This window comes from Brevundimonas vesicularis NBRC 12165, assembly GCF_001592205.1.
Taxonomy (GTDB): Bacteria; Pseudomonadota; Alphaproteobacteria; order Caulobacterales; family Caulobacteraceae; genus Brevundimonas; species Brevundimonas vesicularis.
Genome location: NZ_BCWM01000001.1, coordinates 1 through 14628 on the forward strand (window position 1 = coordinate 1; position 14628 = coordinate 14628).

9 protein-coding genes are annotated in these 14628 nt (G+C 64.8%); 3 read left to right on the forward strand and 6 right to left on the reverse strand.

The features are described 5' to 3' along the window. Positions 1–110: 110 nt before the first annotated feature. The 3 genes from fusA to rpsL all read right to left on the reverse strand — a co-directional run bounded on the left by fusA (position 111) and on the right by rpsL (position 3264). A complete protein-coding gene (fusA, locus tag BVE01S_RS00005; protein ID WP_066622735.1) occupies positions 111–2189 on the reverse strand; it encodes an elongation factor G in 2079 nt (692 codons plus the stop codon). A gap of 145 nt (positions 2190–2334) precedes the next feature. Continuing rightward, on the reverse strand, positions 2335–2808 hold the full coding sequence (rpsG, locus tag BVE01S_RS00010) for a 30S ribosomal protein S7 (protein WP_055754905.1): 474 nt from the start codon (positions 2806–2808) through the stop codon (positions 2335–2337). A gap of 81 nt (positions 2809–2889) precedes the next feature. Further along, positions 2890–3264 carry a 30S ribosomal protein S12 gene (rpsL, locus tag BVE01S_RS00015; protein WP_008260482.1) on the reverse strand — a complete coding sequence of 125 codons (375 nt, stop codon included), beginning with the start codon at positions 3262–3264 and terminating at the stop codon, positions 2890–2892. Between the two features lie 451 nt (positions 3265–3715). Between rpsL and BVE01S_RS00020 the strand changes: the two genes are divergently transcribed. Genes BVE01S_RS00020 through BVE01S_RS00030 form a run of 3 tightly spaced genes read left to right on the forward strand, consistent with a single transcriptional unit; the run spans position 3716 to position 5825 of the window. Continuing rightward, complete coding sequence (locus tag BVE01S_RS00020) at positions 3716–4261, forward strand: hypothetical protein (RefSeq protein WP_066622738.1); 546 nt, start codon at positions 3716–3718, stop codon at positions 4259–4261. A gap of 32 nt (positions 4262–4293) precedes the next feature. Then, positions 4294–4992 carry a hypothetical protein gene (locus BVE01S_RS00025; RefSeq protein WP_146112048.1) on the forward strand — a complete coding sequence of 233 codons (699 nt, stop codon included), beginning with the start codon at positions 4294–4296 and terminating at the stop codon, positions 4990–4992. Then, positions 4989–5825: a hypothetical protein gene (locus BVE01S_RS00030; RefSeq protein WP_146112047.1), complete on the forward strand. Its 837-nt coding sequence runs from the start codon at positions 4989–4991 to the stop codon at positions 5823–5825. Before BVE01S_RS00025 ends, BVE01S_RS00030 begins: the two co-directional genes overlap by 4 nt. Before the next feature lie 2 nt (positions 5826–5827). On the opposite strand, the gene BVE01S_RS17330 is transcribed toward BVE01S_RS00030, so the two are convergent. The 3 genes from BVE01S_RS17330 to rpoB form a co-directional block, all read right to left on the reverse strand. After that, on the reverse strand, positions 5828–5959 hold the full coding sequence (locus BVE01S_RS17330) for a hypothetical protein (RefSeq protein WP_255353850.1): 132 nt from the start codon (positions 5957–5959) through the stop codon (positions 5828–5830). Positions 5960–6081: 122 nt separating this feature from the next. Then, entirely contained in the window at positions 6082–10278 is a 4197-nt protein-coding gene (gene rpoC / locus BVE01S_RS00035) for a DNA-directed RNA polymerase subunit beta' (protein WP_055754901.1), read from the reverse strand. A gap of 103 nt (positions 10279–10381) precedes the next feature. Continuing rightward, complete coding sequence (rpoB, locus tag BVE01S_RS00040) at positions 10382–14497, reverse strand: DNA-directed RNA polymerase subunit beta (RefSeq protein WP_066551888.1); 4116 nt, start codon at positions 14495–14497, stop codon at positions 10382–10384. Between the last annotated feature and the right edge of the window lie 131 nt (positions 14498–14628).

A 14628-nucleotide genomic window follows, 5' to 3' on the forward strand; every position in this document is an offset into this window, starting at 1 on the left:
TTTTCTAGCTCCTAAGGTCCCCGAACCGGGGTTCCTGCAGTTTGGGGGTTAAGGACGCCCGGTCCTTACGGTCCGGGCGCATATAGGCGGGCTTTCCGAAAAGGGAAAGCTTAGGCGTACTTCTTGATCACTTCGTCGGCGACGTGTTGCGGCACCGGCTCGTAGTGGTCGTATTGCATGGTGAACTGAGCGCGGCCCTGCGACATGCCGCGCAGCGTGTTCACATAGCCGAACATGTTGGCCAGCGGCACGAAGGCGTTCACGACGGTGGCGTTGCCGCGCATGTCCTGACCCTGGATCATGCCGCGACGGCCGTTCAGGTCGCCGATGACCGAGCCGAGGTATTCCTCGGGGGTCACGACTTCCACCGCCATGATCGGCTCGAGCAGCTTGGGCGAACCCTTTTCCTTCAGTTCACGGAAGGCGGCGCGCGAAGCGATTTCGAACGCCAGCACGCTGGAGTCGACATCGTGGAACTTGCCGTCCGTCAGCGTCGCCTTGAAGTCGATCAGCGGGAAGCCGGCCAGCAGGCCGTTGTCCTTGGCCGAGTTCAGGCCCTTTTCGACGCCGGGGATGTATTCCTTCGGCACCGCGCCGCCGACGATCGAGTTCTCGAACACGAAGCCCGAGCCCGGCTCGCCGGGTTCGAAGGTGATCATGACGCGGGCGAACTGGCCCGTACCGCCGGTCTGCTTCTTGTGCGTGTAGTCGATGTCGACCTTGCGGCCCAGCGATTCACGATAGGCGACCTGCGGCGCGCCGATGTTGGCCTCGACCTTGTAGGTGCGCTTCAGGATGTCGATCTTGATGTCCAGGTGCAGCTCGCCCATGCCCTTCAGGATCGTCTGGCCCGACTCGTGGTCGGTCGAGACGGTGAAGGAAGGATCTTCCGAGGCTAGCTTGGCCAGGGCGACGCCCAGCTTCTCCTGGTCGCCCTTGGTCTTGGGCTCGACCGAGATCTCGATGACCGGCGCCGGGAACTCCATCTTCTCCAAGATGACGGGCGACTTGATCGGGTCGCACAGGGTGTCGCCCGTGCGGGTTTCCTTCAGGCCGGCCAGGGCGACGATGTCGCCGGCGTAGGCTTCCTTGACGTCTTCACGGTTGTTGGAGTGCATCTGCAGCATCCGGCCGACGCGCTCTTTCTTGTCGCGGCTGGAGTTCAGCAGCGACTGACCGGTTTCCATCTTGCCCGAGTACAGGCGGCAGAAGGTCAGCGAGCCGACGAAGGGGTCGTCCATGATCTTGAAGGCCAGGACCGACAGGGGCTCTTCGTCCGAAGCCTTACGCACGACGGGCTCTTCGGTCTTGAAGTCGATGCCCGGGGTCGGCGGGATGTCCAGCGGCGACGGCAGGTAGTCGACGACGGCGTCCAGCAGCGTCTGCACGCCCTTGTTCTTGAAGGCCGAGCCGCACAGGATCGGATAGAAGGCGCCGGTCAGAACGGCCTTACGGATGCACTTCTTGATGGTGGCTTCGTCGGGCTCGTTGCCCTCGAGGTAAGCTTCCATCGCCTCGTCGTCCAGCTCGACGGCGTTGTCGATCAGGTACTGACGAGCAGCGATCGCCTTGTCCATCAGGTCGTCGGGGATCGGCACGTCCTTGTAGGAAGCGCCCAGGCCGTCGTTGTCCCAGACCACGCCGGTCATGCGGACCAGATCGACCAGACCCGACAGCGAGGACTCAGCGCCGATCGGGAACTGGATCGGCACGGCCTTGGCGCCCAGACGGTCGCGGATCGACTCGACCGAGGCGTCGAAGTCGGCGCCGATCTTGTCCATCTTGTTGACGTAGACGATGCGCGGCACCTTGTACTTGTCGGCCTGGCGCCAGACGGTTTCCGTCTGCGGCTCGACGCCGGCGTTGCCGTCCAGCACGGTCACGGCGCCGTCGAGGACGCGCAGCGAACGTTCGACCTCAATGGTGAAGTCCACGTGGCCGGGGGTGTCGATGATGTTCAGGCGCTTGCCCTGCCAGAAGGCGGTCGTCGCGGCGGACGTGATGGTGATGCCGCGCTCCTGCTCCTGGTCCATCCAGTCCATGGTCGCAGCGCCGTCGTGGACTTCGCCGATCTTGTGGGATTTACCGGTGTAATACAGGATCCGCTCGGTCGTCGTCGTCTTGCCCGCGTCGATGTGGGCCATGATGCCGAAGTTGCGGTAGTCCTCGAGCTTGTGAGTGCGGGCCATGAAAGCGTGCCTTGAAAATTTCAGGACGCTCAGGTGCGCCCTCGGAAGGATGTCGGTGTTCGGATAAGCGAGCGCGGGCGATTTAACTTAAACCGCCCGCGCCGGAAACCCTTAGATAGTCAGCGTAGATGACGCTTTGAAGGCGTTACCAGCGATAGTGGCTGAAGGCGCGGTTGGCTTCGGCCATCTTGTGGGTGTCTTCACGCTTCTTGACCGCGGTGCCGCGGTTGTTCGAGGCGTCCAGCAGTTCGGCGGCCAGCTTCTCGGTCATGGTGTTCTCGCCACGCTTGCGCGCAGCGTTCACCAGCCAGCGGATCGCCAGGGCGCGGCGACGGTCCGGACGGACTTCGACGGGCACCTGATAGGTGGCGCCGCCGACGCGACGCGAGCGCACTTCGACCGACGGGGAGACGTTGTCCAGAGCGGCGTGGAAGGTCGCGACCGGCTCTTGGTCCTTCTTCTTCTCGGCCAGGATGTCGAAGGCGCCGTACACGATGTTTTCGGCGACGGCCTTCTTACCTTCGTACATGACGTAGTTCATGAACTTGGTGACGATCAGGTCCCCGAACTTGGGATCCGGCAGAACTTCACGTTTCTGGGCGCGGTGACGACGCGACATGGGGTATTCCTTGCAGTGCCCGACCAGCGCCGGGAAGATCTCGAAAAGGCCTCCGGGCGCGATGGCCCGGAGAAGAATGGCTTACTTCGGACGCTTGGCGCCGTAGTGCGAACGACGCTGCTTACGGTCCTTGACGCCTTGGGTATCCAGAACGCCGCGCAGGATGTGGTAGCGAACGCCGGGCAAGTCCTTCACGCGGCCGCCGCGGATCAGAACAACCGAGTGTTCTTGCAGGTTGTGGCCTTCGCCGGGGATGTAGCAAACGGCTTCGTAGCCATTCTTGGCCAGACGGACCTTGGCGACCTTACGCAGAGCCGAGTTCGGCTTCTTCGGGGTCGTGGTGTAAACGCGGGTGCAGACGCCGCGACGCTGGGGCGAACCCTCCAGAGCCGGCACCTTGTTGCGGGTGGGCTTGGGCTTGCGCGGCTTGCGGATCAGCTGGTTGATCGTAGGCATTCGAAACTCGTCTCGACTTCTGATGGAGGCGTGTGTCTTTCGACCGAAGCGCCTCTCGCCTTCTTGTGAACGGGGGACCATCCCCTCGCCCGGGTGTCATCGAGACTGAGATGTGACAGCGACAAACAGAAAAACCGGAACGCGCGCTTTGGGCGTTCCGGCGGGCACAGCCCGTCCGTTGGATTGTCACGATCTCAGCGACCGGCGAACCGGCCACGCCTCGAAAGTGGGCGGCTTCTACGCGCGATGGGCGCGAAGGTCAAGGCGGAGGCGTTAACACTCCAGAATGCAGCCGCTTCGATGAAGCCTAGCGGTCTTCAATGGAGCGACCTTTCGCCTGAAACCCGCCACGCTTCGCGCTCAGCTTGACGACACGACCAACCGGGGATGGGTCATGGTGGGGCTGGCCAGAACAGGGGCGATTGCGCTCTCGCTTGCGGTGAACGCAGGCTTGCTGACGCTGATCGCGTTGGAAGACCGCCGCCCGGCGCCGCGTCGGGTTTCGGGACACTCGCCTCTCTACATCCAGATCGAACCCGTGATCATAGGGGCCAAGGCCCGCAAGGCGCCGGCGCCCACGCCCGCGCCGCAAGCGCAGGACCAGCGCCGGGCGCCAGTCGGCTTGCGAGATTCCGAGACTGCGGGATCGGAGCCGACCGTGACGCCGACATCGGATCGTCCGGCCACGCCCGCCTATGACCCGCGCTGGACAGTCCGACCGAGCCACTTACCCGACGCCGCCTGGCCGACGGGGAACGCGACGCGCAATGGCGAACCGGATTGCCGCCCCGAAATGGCACGGTCCACGCAAGACCGGCACGTTTGCCGGGCGCTGGCGAGCGCAGCCGCTGATTCATCGCCGCCGATGGTGCGCTCCGGCGATGAGGAAAGGACGGCGGGCTTTGCAAAAGAAGCCGCCGTCAAGAAACGCTGGCGCGACTACCGCGAGGGCGACAGCGCCTATCCCGGGCTGCGGTCCCTGTTCGGCATGAACTGAGGATGGCTGCGCTTGACATCGGACCTGGGGCGATGACGCCGACAAAGGCGCCCCGCCGTCTTGGCTGGCGCAAGGCGGCCTTTGCGGCCGCAGCCGTCGGGCTGAATGCGGGCGCCGTCGTGCTTCTATCCATGACGGATCCGGGGCTGCGCGCGCGGTCGCTGCGGCCTGCGCCGATGATCGTCTATCTTGAGGACGCCTGGCCGGCCCTGGTCCACGCGCCAAGAGCTCCGTCTGTCACGTCCTCTGAGGACGCCATAGCCGCGCCCCGACGCGCGCAGGCATCGCAAGGGGATGCGCCCAACAGAGGCGATCTGACGACGTCGGCGCGCCCCCTCGCGTCCATGAACCAGGCGAAAGAGGAAGTCGGGATCGACCCCCGCTGGCGGGTCGACGGCGCCTTTGCGGGGCCGAGACTATCTTCCCCTTCATGCAACGCCCCGCACCGCCTAGCGCCCGACGACCGCCGCCGCTGCGAAGAGCGCTGGAGCGGTCATGCGGCGGTCCGTCCCATTCGAGGCACGGGGGATACAGAACGCGACGCGGCCTTCGCTCAGCAAGGCGCACGTCGCTTGGCGGCCTGGGAGGCTCAACGCGCCGCACCGCCGCGCGGAGATCCGCCGTGCGTAACGCCACATCCGATGGCAGGATGCGAGGGCGTGAACATTCAGGTCGAACTCTTCTCCTCGCGAGATGGCTTCCTGCCCAATCTCAGAAAGCGTCGCGAATGACCGCAGCCTCCGCGCCCTCCCCTGGCCCATGGCCGCGACGAACTCGTCCGGACTGGCGCAAGGTCGCCTTGGCCACCGCCTCGGTCGCCATCAACGCAGGGCTGATCGCCACCCTCTCTCTCACCGCCCTGGGGATCGACGCTCCGCCGAGCGCGCCCGATTCACGCCCCCTCTACATCGACATCAGCCCACGCCCTCTGCTGCCGAACGAGCGGCCCCGCCCTGCGATGCAGACGCCCGAGCCCGTCGCCATGTCCGCATCGCGTGACGCCGGCAGCCTCGACGTCGCTCCCACAGACAGGGTCGCGTCCGCACCGGACAGTCGCCCTGCCCCAATGCGTCCCCGCATCGCTGCGCCCACGCCCCAAGGCGCGCCCGCGCCGCCGGGCGCCTGGACGGTCAATCCGAACGATCGCGCCGGCGCCATGTCCCGTGTCCTGCGTCAGGGCCTGATCGGCTGCACCACGCCGCAACAGCTCAACGCCGCCGAGCGCGCCCATTGCCGCGAGGATGCCATGCGACGCGGAATGAACGCCGCTCCGATCACCGGCACGGGCAACCCCGAACGTGACGCCGCCTTTGCGCGCGAAGGCGCGCGGCGTCTGGCTGAATGGGAGGCGGGCCGTCGTCCTCTGTCCGGCGGCGTCGGCGTGGTGGGCCCGGCGGACTGCGTCGGCTCGAACTTCGGCACAGGCTGCGCTGGCGCGCAGTTGAATCCCTCGCTGGCGCCCGACTCGACCCGCAACGTCCAGACCCGACGCGACGGCCACCGGGCCGGCGGCGCACCGATCACGCCAGGTGCTTCAGCCCCGATAGAGCGGTGGAAAGATTGAGGTCAGTGATCCTGGCAATAGGCGTCGTGCATGGCCGCGCCGAGATTGAGCATCATCGTCTTGGCTTCAACGACGACGAAGAGCGACAAAATCACGGCCGTTAGGCCCCACAGCACCTTGTCGGCTTTCGTCATGGCGGCCCTCTACACAACCCTGGCTCAGTTCACCGCAATCCGAGCACGCGTCAAGTCATAGAAAAAGGGCGACGCCGTCGCCGGCGCCGCCCCCTTCATGTCTTCGCTTTTGAAACGAAAGATCAGCTCTCGCTGCTCTCCAGCTCCAGTTGCAGATCGGCCGGCAGCGGCTCGATCGCCTCTTCCAGGGCCGAGGTCAGTTCTGCATCACGCTCGTTGGCGATCTTCTGCAGGCTGCGCAGGTAGGCGCCGGTGCCGGCCGGGATCAGGCGGCCGACGATGACGTTTTCCTTCAGGCCTTCCAGCATGTCCTTCTTGCCGTGGACCGAGGCGTCGGTGAGGACGCGAGTGGTCTCCTGGAAGGACGCCGCCGAGATGAAGCTGCGGGTTTGCAGCGACGCCTTGGTGATGCCCAGCAGGACGGGCTGGGTGGTGGCCAGACGGCCGCCACGCTTCTCGACCTTGGCGTTTTCCAGAACGGCTTCGGCGACTTCGACGGTGTCGCCGCGGATCAAGGTGGTTTCACCCGAATCCAGCACTTCCACCTTCTGCAGCATCTGACGCACGATGACCTCGATGTGCTTGTCGTTGATCGGCACGCCCTGCAGTCGATAGACCTCCTGCACTTCGTTCACCAGATACTCGGCCAGCGCCTCGACGCCCTGGATGCGCAGCAGATCGTGCGGATCCGGGTTGCCGTCGATGATGTAGTCGCCCTTCTGGATCAGATCGCCGTCGTGGACGGAGATGTGCTTTCCTTTCGGGATCAGGAACTCGACCGGTTCGCCCTGCACGCCGTCGGCGTTGGGCTCCGGCGTGATCTTGATGCGACGCTTGTTCTTGTAGTCGCGGCCGAATTCGACGCGACCATCCATCTCGGCGATGACCGCGCAGTCCTTCGGACGGCGAGCTTCGAACAGTTCGGCGACGCGCGGCAGACCGCCGGTGATGTCGCGGGTCTTGGCGCCTTCGGTCGGAACGCGAGCGATGATCTCGCCCGGCTTGACCTCATCGCCGTTCGACACGGACAGAACCGCGCCCACGGGCAGCAGATAGCGGGCGTCCGAACCGGACGACAGCTTGGCGTAGGCGTCGCCCAGGGTGACGCCCATGGCCGGACGCAGGTCCGAACCGCGCGGGCTGGCGCGCCAGTCGCTAACGACGCGCTGGGCGATGCCCGTCGCTTCGTCGGTTTCTTCCTTGACTGACAGGCCTTCGACCAGGTCTTCGAAGCGCACGACGCCGCCGACTTCCGTCAGGATCGGGGTGGTGTAGGGGTCCCACTCCGCCAGGCGTTGGTTCTTCTTGACCTCGTCGCCGTCCTTGACGCGGATGCGGGCGCCGTAAGGAGCCTTGTGCGTCTCGCGGTCCTTGCCGTCGACGACCACGGTCACGATGACGTTGCGGCTCATGGCCACCAGATCGCCGTGAGCCGCGACGACGGTCGGGCCGGTGACCTTGGCCGTACCGGCGTTGGTCGCCTCCATGAAGGAGGTTTCCGCCACCTGAGCCGTACCGCCGATGTGGAAGGTCCGCATCGTCAGCTGGGTGCCCGGCTCGCCGATCGACTGGGCGGCGATGACGCCGACCGCTTCGCCGATGTTGACGTTGGTGCCGCGCGCCAAGTCACGGCCGTAGCAGTGGGCGCAGATGCCGGCTTCGGCCTCGCAGGTCAGGGCCGAACGGACCTTGACCGACTGGACGCCCGCAGCCTCGACGGCCTCGGCGACTTCTTCCACCAGATAGGTGTCGGCAGGGAACAGGACGGTATCCGTGCCCGGCTCCTTGATGTCCTCGGCCGCATAGCGACCCAGGATGCGCTGACCCAGCGAGACCAGCACGTCGCCGCCTTCCATCACCGCACGCAGGGTGATGCCGCGCGTCGAGCCGCAATCCTGCTCGGTGACGATGGAGTCCTGCGCCACGTCCACCAGACGGCGGGTCAGGTAACCCGAGTTGGCGGTCTTCAGCGCGGTGTCGGCCAGACCCTTACGGGCGCCATGGGTGGAGTTAAAGTATTCAAGGACGGTCAGGCCTTCCTTGAAGTTCGAGGTGATCGGCGTCTCGATGATCTCGCCGGACGGCTTGGCCATCAGGCCGCGCATGCCGCCCAGTTGCTTCATCTGGGCCTGCGAACCCCGGGCGCCGGAGTTGGCCATCATGAAGACCGAGTTGATGTCGGGGTTTTCACCCTCGATCAGCACGCGCGGTTGCGCGATCTCGCCCATCATGGCGTCGGCGATCCGGTCCGTGGCCTTGGACCAGGCGTCGACCACCTTGTTGTACTTCTCGCCGCGCGTGATCAGGCCGTCGGCGTACTGTTGCTCGTACTCCTCGACCTGGGTGCGGGTCTCGGCGACCAGCTCGACCTTCTTGGCCGGGATCACGATGTCGTCCTTGCCGAACGAAATGCCGGCCTTGGCGGCTTCGCGGAAGCCCAGGCCCATCATCTGGTCAGCGAAGATGACCGTCGCCTTCTGACCGCAGTGGCGATAGACCACGTCGATCAGATTGCCGATTTCCTTCTTGGTCAGGTTCTTCTCGAGCAGGCGGTAGCCGACGTTCGGGTTGCGCGGCAGCAGAGCCGCCAGCTTCATTCGGCCCGGCGTGGTGTCGATGACCTTGGTCACCTCATTGCCTTCGGCGTCCTGTTCCGTCCAGCGCGCCTTGATGCGCGTGTGCAGGGTGACGACCTTGGCGTCCAGCGCCGCGTCGATCTCGCCGATGTTGGCGAACAGCTTGCCTTCACCCGGCTCGCCGTCCTTGACCAGCGACAGATAGTACAGGCCCAGGACGATGTCCTGCGACGGCACGATGATCGGCTTGCCGTTGGCGGGCGACAGGATGTTGTTGGTCGACATCATCAGGACGCGCGCTTCCAGCTGGGCCTCGAGGCTCAGCGGGACGTGAACGGCCATCTGGTCGCCGTCGAAGTCGGCGTTGAAGGCGGTGCAGACCAGCGGGTGCAGGCGGATGGCCTTGCCCTCGATCAGCTTGGGCTCGAACGCCTGGATGCCCAGGCGGTGAAGCGTCGGCGCGCGGTTCAGCAGAACCGGGTGCTCGCGGATGACCTCGTCCAGGATGTCCCAGACGGCGGGCTGCTCGCGCTCGACCATGCGCTTGGATTGCTTGACGGTGCCCGACAGGCCCTTGGCGTCCAGGCGCGCATAGATGAACGGCTTGAACAGCTCCAGCGCCATCTTCTTGGGCAGGCCGCACTCGTGCAGCTTCAGTTCCGGACCCACGGTGATGACCGAACGGCCCGAATAGTCGACGCGCTTGCCCAGCAGGTTTTGACGGAAGCGACCCTGCTTGCCCTTCAGCATGTCGGCCAGCGACTTCAGCGGACGCTTGTTGGCGCCCGTGATCACGCGGCCGCGACGGCCGTTGTCGAACAGGGCGTCGACGGACTCCTGCAGCATCCGCTTTTCGTTACGGATGATGATGTCCGGCGCGCGCAGTTCCATCAGGCGCTTCAGGCGGTTGTTGCGGTTGATGACGCGGCGATACAGGTCGTTCAGGTCGGAGGTCGCGAAACGACCGCCGTCCAGCGGCACCAGCGGACGCAGTTCCGGCGGGATGACCGGCACGATCGTCAGGATCATCCACTCGGGCTTGTTGCCCGATTCCAGGAAGGCCTCGATCAGCTTCAGGCGCTTGGACGCCTTCTTGGCCTTCATTTCCGAGGGGTTGTCGGCCAGCTCGGCGCGGTGCTTTTCAGCTTCCGCGTTCAGGTCGATGCCCATCAGCAGGTTGCGGACGGCCTCGGCGCCGATCTCGGCGGTGAAGCCGTCATCGCCGAACTCTTCTTGGTAGCGATAGAACTCATCTTCCGTCAGCAGTTGGTTCTGCTTCAGCGGGGTCAGGCCCGGCTCGGTGACGATGTAGTTCTCGAAGTACAGGACGCGCTCGACGTCCTTCAGCGCCATGTCCAGCATCAGCGAGATGCGGCTGGGCAGCGACTTCAGGAACCAGATGTGGGCGACCGGCGCAGCCAGGTCGATGTGACCCATGCGCTCGCGGCGAACGCGGGCCAGGGTGACTTCGACGCCGCACTTCTCGCAGATAATGCCCTTGTACTTCATGCGCTTGTACTTGCCGCACAGGCATTCGTAGTCCTTGGTCGGGCCAAAGATACGCGCGCAGAACAGGCCGTCACGTTCGGGCTTGAACGTGCGGTAGTTGATGGTTTCCGGCTTCTTGATCTCGCCGAACGACCACGAACGGATCTTCTCGGGCGAGGCCAGGGCGATCTTGATCTGGTCGAAGGTCGGGGTGACCGGGACCGGGTTGAAGATGTTCAGGACTTCCTGGTTCATCTTGATTCCTTCTGCGGGGCTGACCCGCGAAAATTATTCAGAACGGAGAAAAGCGGAGGGATCGCCCTCCCCCGCCGTGGCGAGAGAGGGCTCGTGATCCGGATCAGCTGTTCCCCAGCTCCACGTTCAGACCCAGCGAACGCATTTCCTTGATGAGCACGTTGAAGCTCTCGGGAATGCCGGCCTCGAAGCTGTCGTCGCCACGGACGATGGCCTCGTAGACCTTGGTCCGGCCGGCCACGTCGTCGGACTTGACCGTCAGCATCTCCTGCAGGGTGTAGGCGGCGCCGTAAGCTTCCAGAGCCCAGACCTCCATTTCCCCGAAGCGCTGACCGCCGAACTGCGCCTTGCCGCCCAACGGCTGCTGGGTGACCAGCGAGTACGGGCCGATGGAGCGGGCGTGGATCTTGTCGTCGACCAGGTGGTGCAGCTTCAGCATGTAGATGTAGCCGACCGTGACCGGACGCTTGAACTGCTCGCCGGTTTGACCGTCGTACAGGATCGACTGGGCCGACTTGTTCAGCCCCGCCTCTTCCAGCAGACGCTCGATGTCGCCGATGTGCGCGCCGTCGAAGACCGGGGTCGCGAAGGGCACGCCCTTGGACAGGTTCTTCGCCAGTTCGATCAGCTCTTCCTCATCCTGCGGCAGAGGGGTCTCTTCGCCGTAGATATGCGTCAGACGATCGATCAGCGCCTGCTTCTGACCACCCGCTTGCCAGGCTTCCAGCAGACCGGAGATCTGCTTGCCCAGACCGGCGGCGGCCCAACCCAGGTGGGTTTCGAAGATCTGGCCGATGTTCATGCGCGAAGGCACGCCCAGCGGGTTCAGAACGACGTCGACGTGCGTGCCGTCTTCCAGGTGCGGCATGTCCTCGATCGGCAGGATCTTGGAGATGACGCCCTTGTTGCCGTGACGGCCGGCCATCTTGTCGCCGGGCTGAAGCTTGCGCTTCACGGCCACGAAGACCTTGACCATCTTCATCACGCCGGGGGGCAGTTCGTCACCGCGCTGCAGCTTCTCGACCTTGTCTTCGAAACGACGGTCCAGTTGCTTGCGAGCGTCCTCGAACTGGCGCTTCATCGCTTCCAGCTCGCCCATGGCCTTTTCGTCGTCCAGGGCGATCTGCCACCACAGACCACGGCTGACCTCGGCCAGCTTCTCGTCGGTCAGTTCGCCACGGCCGATGCCCTTGGGCCCCGACACGGCGTTCTTGCCCACGATCAGCGGCTTCAGGCGGCCATAGACGTTGCGCTCGAGGATCTTGAGCTCGTCGTCGCGGTCCTTGCCCAGACGTTCGATCTCGGCACGTTCGATCGCCATGGCGCGCTCGTCCTTGTCGACGCCGTGACGGTTGAAGACGCGAACGTCGACGATCGTGCCGGCGACGCCGGGCGGCAGGCGCAGGGAGGTGTCGCGCACGTCCGAAGCCTTCTCGCCGAAGATGGCGCGCAGCAGCTTCTCTTCCGGCGTCATCGGGCTTTCGCCCTTCGGCGTGACCTTGCCGACCAGAATGTCGCCCGGCTGGACCTCGGCCCCGATGGCCACGATGCCCGCTTCGTCGAGGTTGCGCAGGGCTTCCTCGCCGACGTTGGGGATGTCGCGCGTGATTTCCTCAGGGCCAAGCTTCGTATCGCGGGCGGCGACTTCGAACTCTTCCAGGTGGATCGAAGTGAAGACGTCGTCGCGCACGATCCGCTCGGAGATCAGGATGGAGTCTTCGAAGTTGTAGCCGTTCCAGGGCATGAAGGCGACGAGGGCGTTGCGGCCCAGGGCCAGTTCGCCCAGGTCCGTCGACGGACCGTCGGCGATCACGTCGCCGCCCTTCACCTGATCGCCCACGCGCACAATCGGGCGCTGGTTGATGCAGGTCGACTGGTTCGAACGCTGGAACTTCGACAGGCGGTAGATGTCGACGCCCGAGCGGGCGGCGTCCACGTCGCCGGTGGCGCGCACGACGATCCGGGTGCCGTCGATCTGTTCGACGACGCCGTCACGACGGGCGACCACGACGGCACCGGAGTCCACGGCTACAACCGCTTCCATGCCGGTGCCGACCAGCGGCGCGTCCGACTGCACCAGAGGCACGGCCTGACGTTGCATGTTGGCGCCCATCAGCGCGCGGTTGGCGTCATCGTTTTCCAGGAACGGGATCAGGGCGGCGGCGACCGAAACGACCTGTTTCGGCGACACGTCCATCATGTCCACGGCGTCCTTGTTCAAGAGCTGGGATTCACCGTTGATCCGGCCGGGAACCAGGTCCTCGACGATCTGACCGTTCTTCAGTTCAATGTTGGCCTGAGCGATCGTGTACTTCGACTCTTCCATGGCCGAGATGTAAACCACCTCGCCCTGGGCCTGGCCGTCCTTCACGCGGCGGTACGGGCTCTCGATGAAGCCGTACTTGTTGACGCGCGCATGGGTGGCCAGCGAGTTGATCAGGCCGATGTTCGGGCCTTCCGGCGTTTCGATCGGGCAGATCCGGCCGTAGTGGGTCGGGTGCACGTCGCGGACTTCAAAGCCCGCGCGCTCACGCGTCAGACCGCCCGGGCCAAGCGCCGAAAGACGACGCTTGTGGGTGATTTCCGACAGCGGGTTCGTCTGGTCCATGAACTGCGACAGCTGCGACGAGCCGAAGAACTCGCGAACCGCGGCGGCGGCCGGCTTTGCGTTGATCAGGTCGTGCGGCATGACCGTGTCGATATCGACCGAGGACATGCGCTCCTTGATGGCGCGCTCCATGCGCAGCAGACCGACGCGGTACTGGTTTTCCAGCAGCTCGCCGACCGAACGGACCCGGCGGTTGCCCAGGTTGTCGATGTCGTCGATCTCGCCGCGGCCGTCCTTCAGGCCGACCAGGATCTGCAGCACCTTCAGCACGTCTTCCTTGCGCAGGACGCGGATCTCGTCAGAGACCTCGGGGCTTTCCAGACGCATGTTCATCTTGACCCGGCCGACGGCCGACAGGTCGTAGCGTTCGCTGTCGAAGAACAGCGAGTTGAACATGGCCTCGGCGGCTTCCGGGGTGGGCGGCTCGCCCGGACGCATCACGCGATAGACGTCGAACAGGGCGTCTTCGCGGTTGTCGTTCTTGTCCACGCGCAGGGTGTTGCGCATGTAGGCGCCGACCGTGACGTGGTCGATGTCCAGCACTTCGATGGTGGTGAAGCCGTTTTGCTCCAGCACTTCGATGGTCGGGGCGTCCAGTTCGTCGCCGGCCTCGGCGAAGATTTCGCCGGTCTCGAAGTTGACGGCGTCATTGGCCAGATACTTGGTGACCAGGGCGTCGGCGGCCAGCGACAGCGAGGTCGTCGTCTCACCCAGCTTCTTCGCGGCGCGGGCGCTGATCTTCTGACCGGCCTGGGCGACCACTTCGCCGGTGTCGGCGTCGATCAGGTCAAACTCGGGCTTAACACCGCGCCAGCGCTCGGCCTTGTAAGGGGTGACCCAGCCCTCGCCGCGCTTCTCGTAAGGCACGGTCTCGTAGAAGGTCTTCAGGATTTCTTCGCCGTCCATGCCCAGACCCATGAGGAAGGTCGTGGCGGGCAGCTTGCGGCGGCGGTCGATGCGGACATAGACCACGTCCTTGGCGTCGAACTCGAAGTCGAGCCATGAGCCGCGGTACGGGATCACGCGGGCGGCGAACAGCAGCTTGCCCGACGAGTGCGTCTTACCCTTGTCGTGGTCGAAGAAGACGCCCGGCGAACGGTGCATCTGCGAGACGATCACGCGCTCGGTGCCGTTGACGATGAAGGTGCCCTTGTCCGTCATGAGCGGGATGTCGCCCATGTAGACGTCCTGCTCCTTGATGTCCTTGACCGAACGGGCTCCCGTTTCCTCGTCGGTTTCGAACACGATCAGGCGCAGCTTGACCTTCAGCGGCGCCGCATAGGTCATGTCGCGCTGAATGCACTCCTCGACGTCGTACTTCGGCTCTTCGAACTCGTACGAGACGTATTCCAGGATGGCGCGCTCGTTGAAGTCCTTGATCGGGAACACCGACTTGAAGACCGCCTCGATGCCCTGCTCCTTGCGGACGCCCGGACGGACCTCGCGCTGCAGGAACTGTTCGTAGGAAGCGCGCTGAACCTCGATCAGGTTCGGCATCGCGATCGCTTCGGGGATACGCCCGAAGGATTTGCGGATGCGCTTCTTGCCGGTGAACGAGGTGGCGGAAGCGATCTGACCGTTGATGGCGAGATCGTGGGCGACGTCAGTCATTCAGTGTTTCCCATGGCGCACGCCCCGGGGAAGGCGTGCGTGAAATGCAGCAGCCACGGCGCGCGTCTCCGCGTCCGCAGCCAGGGTTTCGGCATCCACCCTCGGCCCGCTGCCGGGCCAGGACGCCTGAA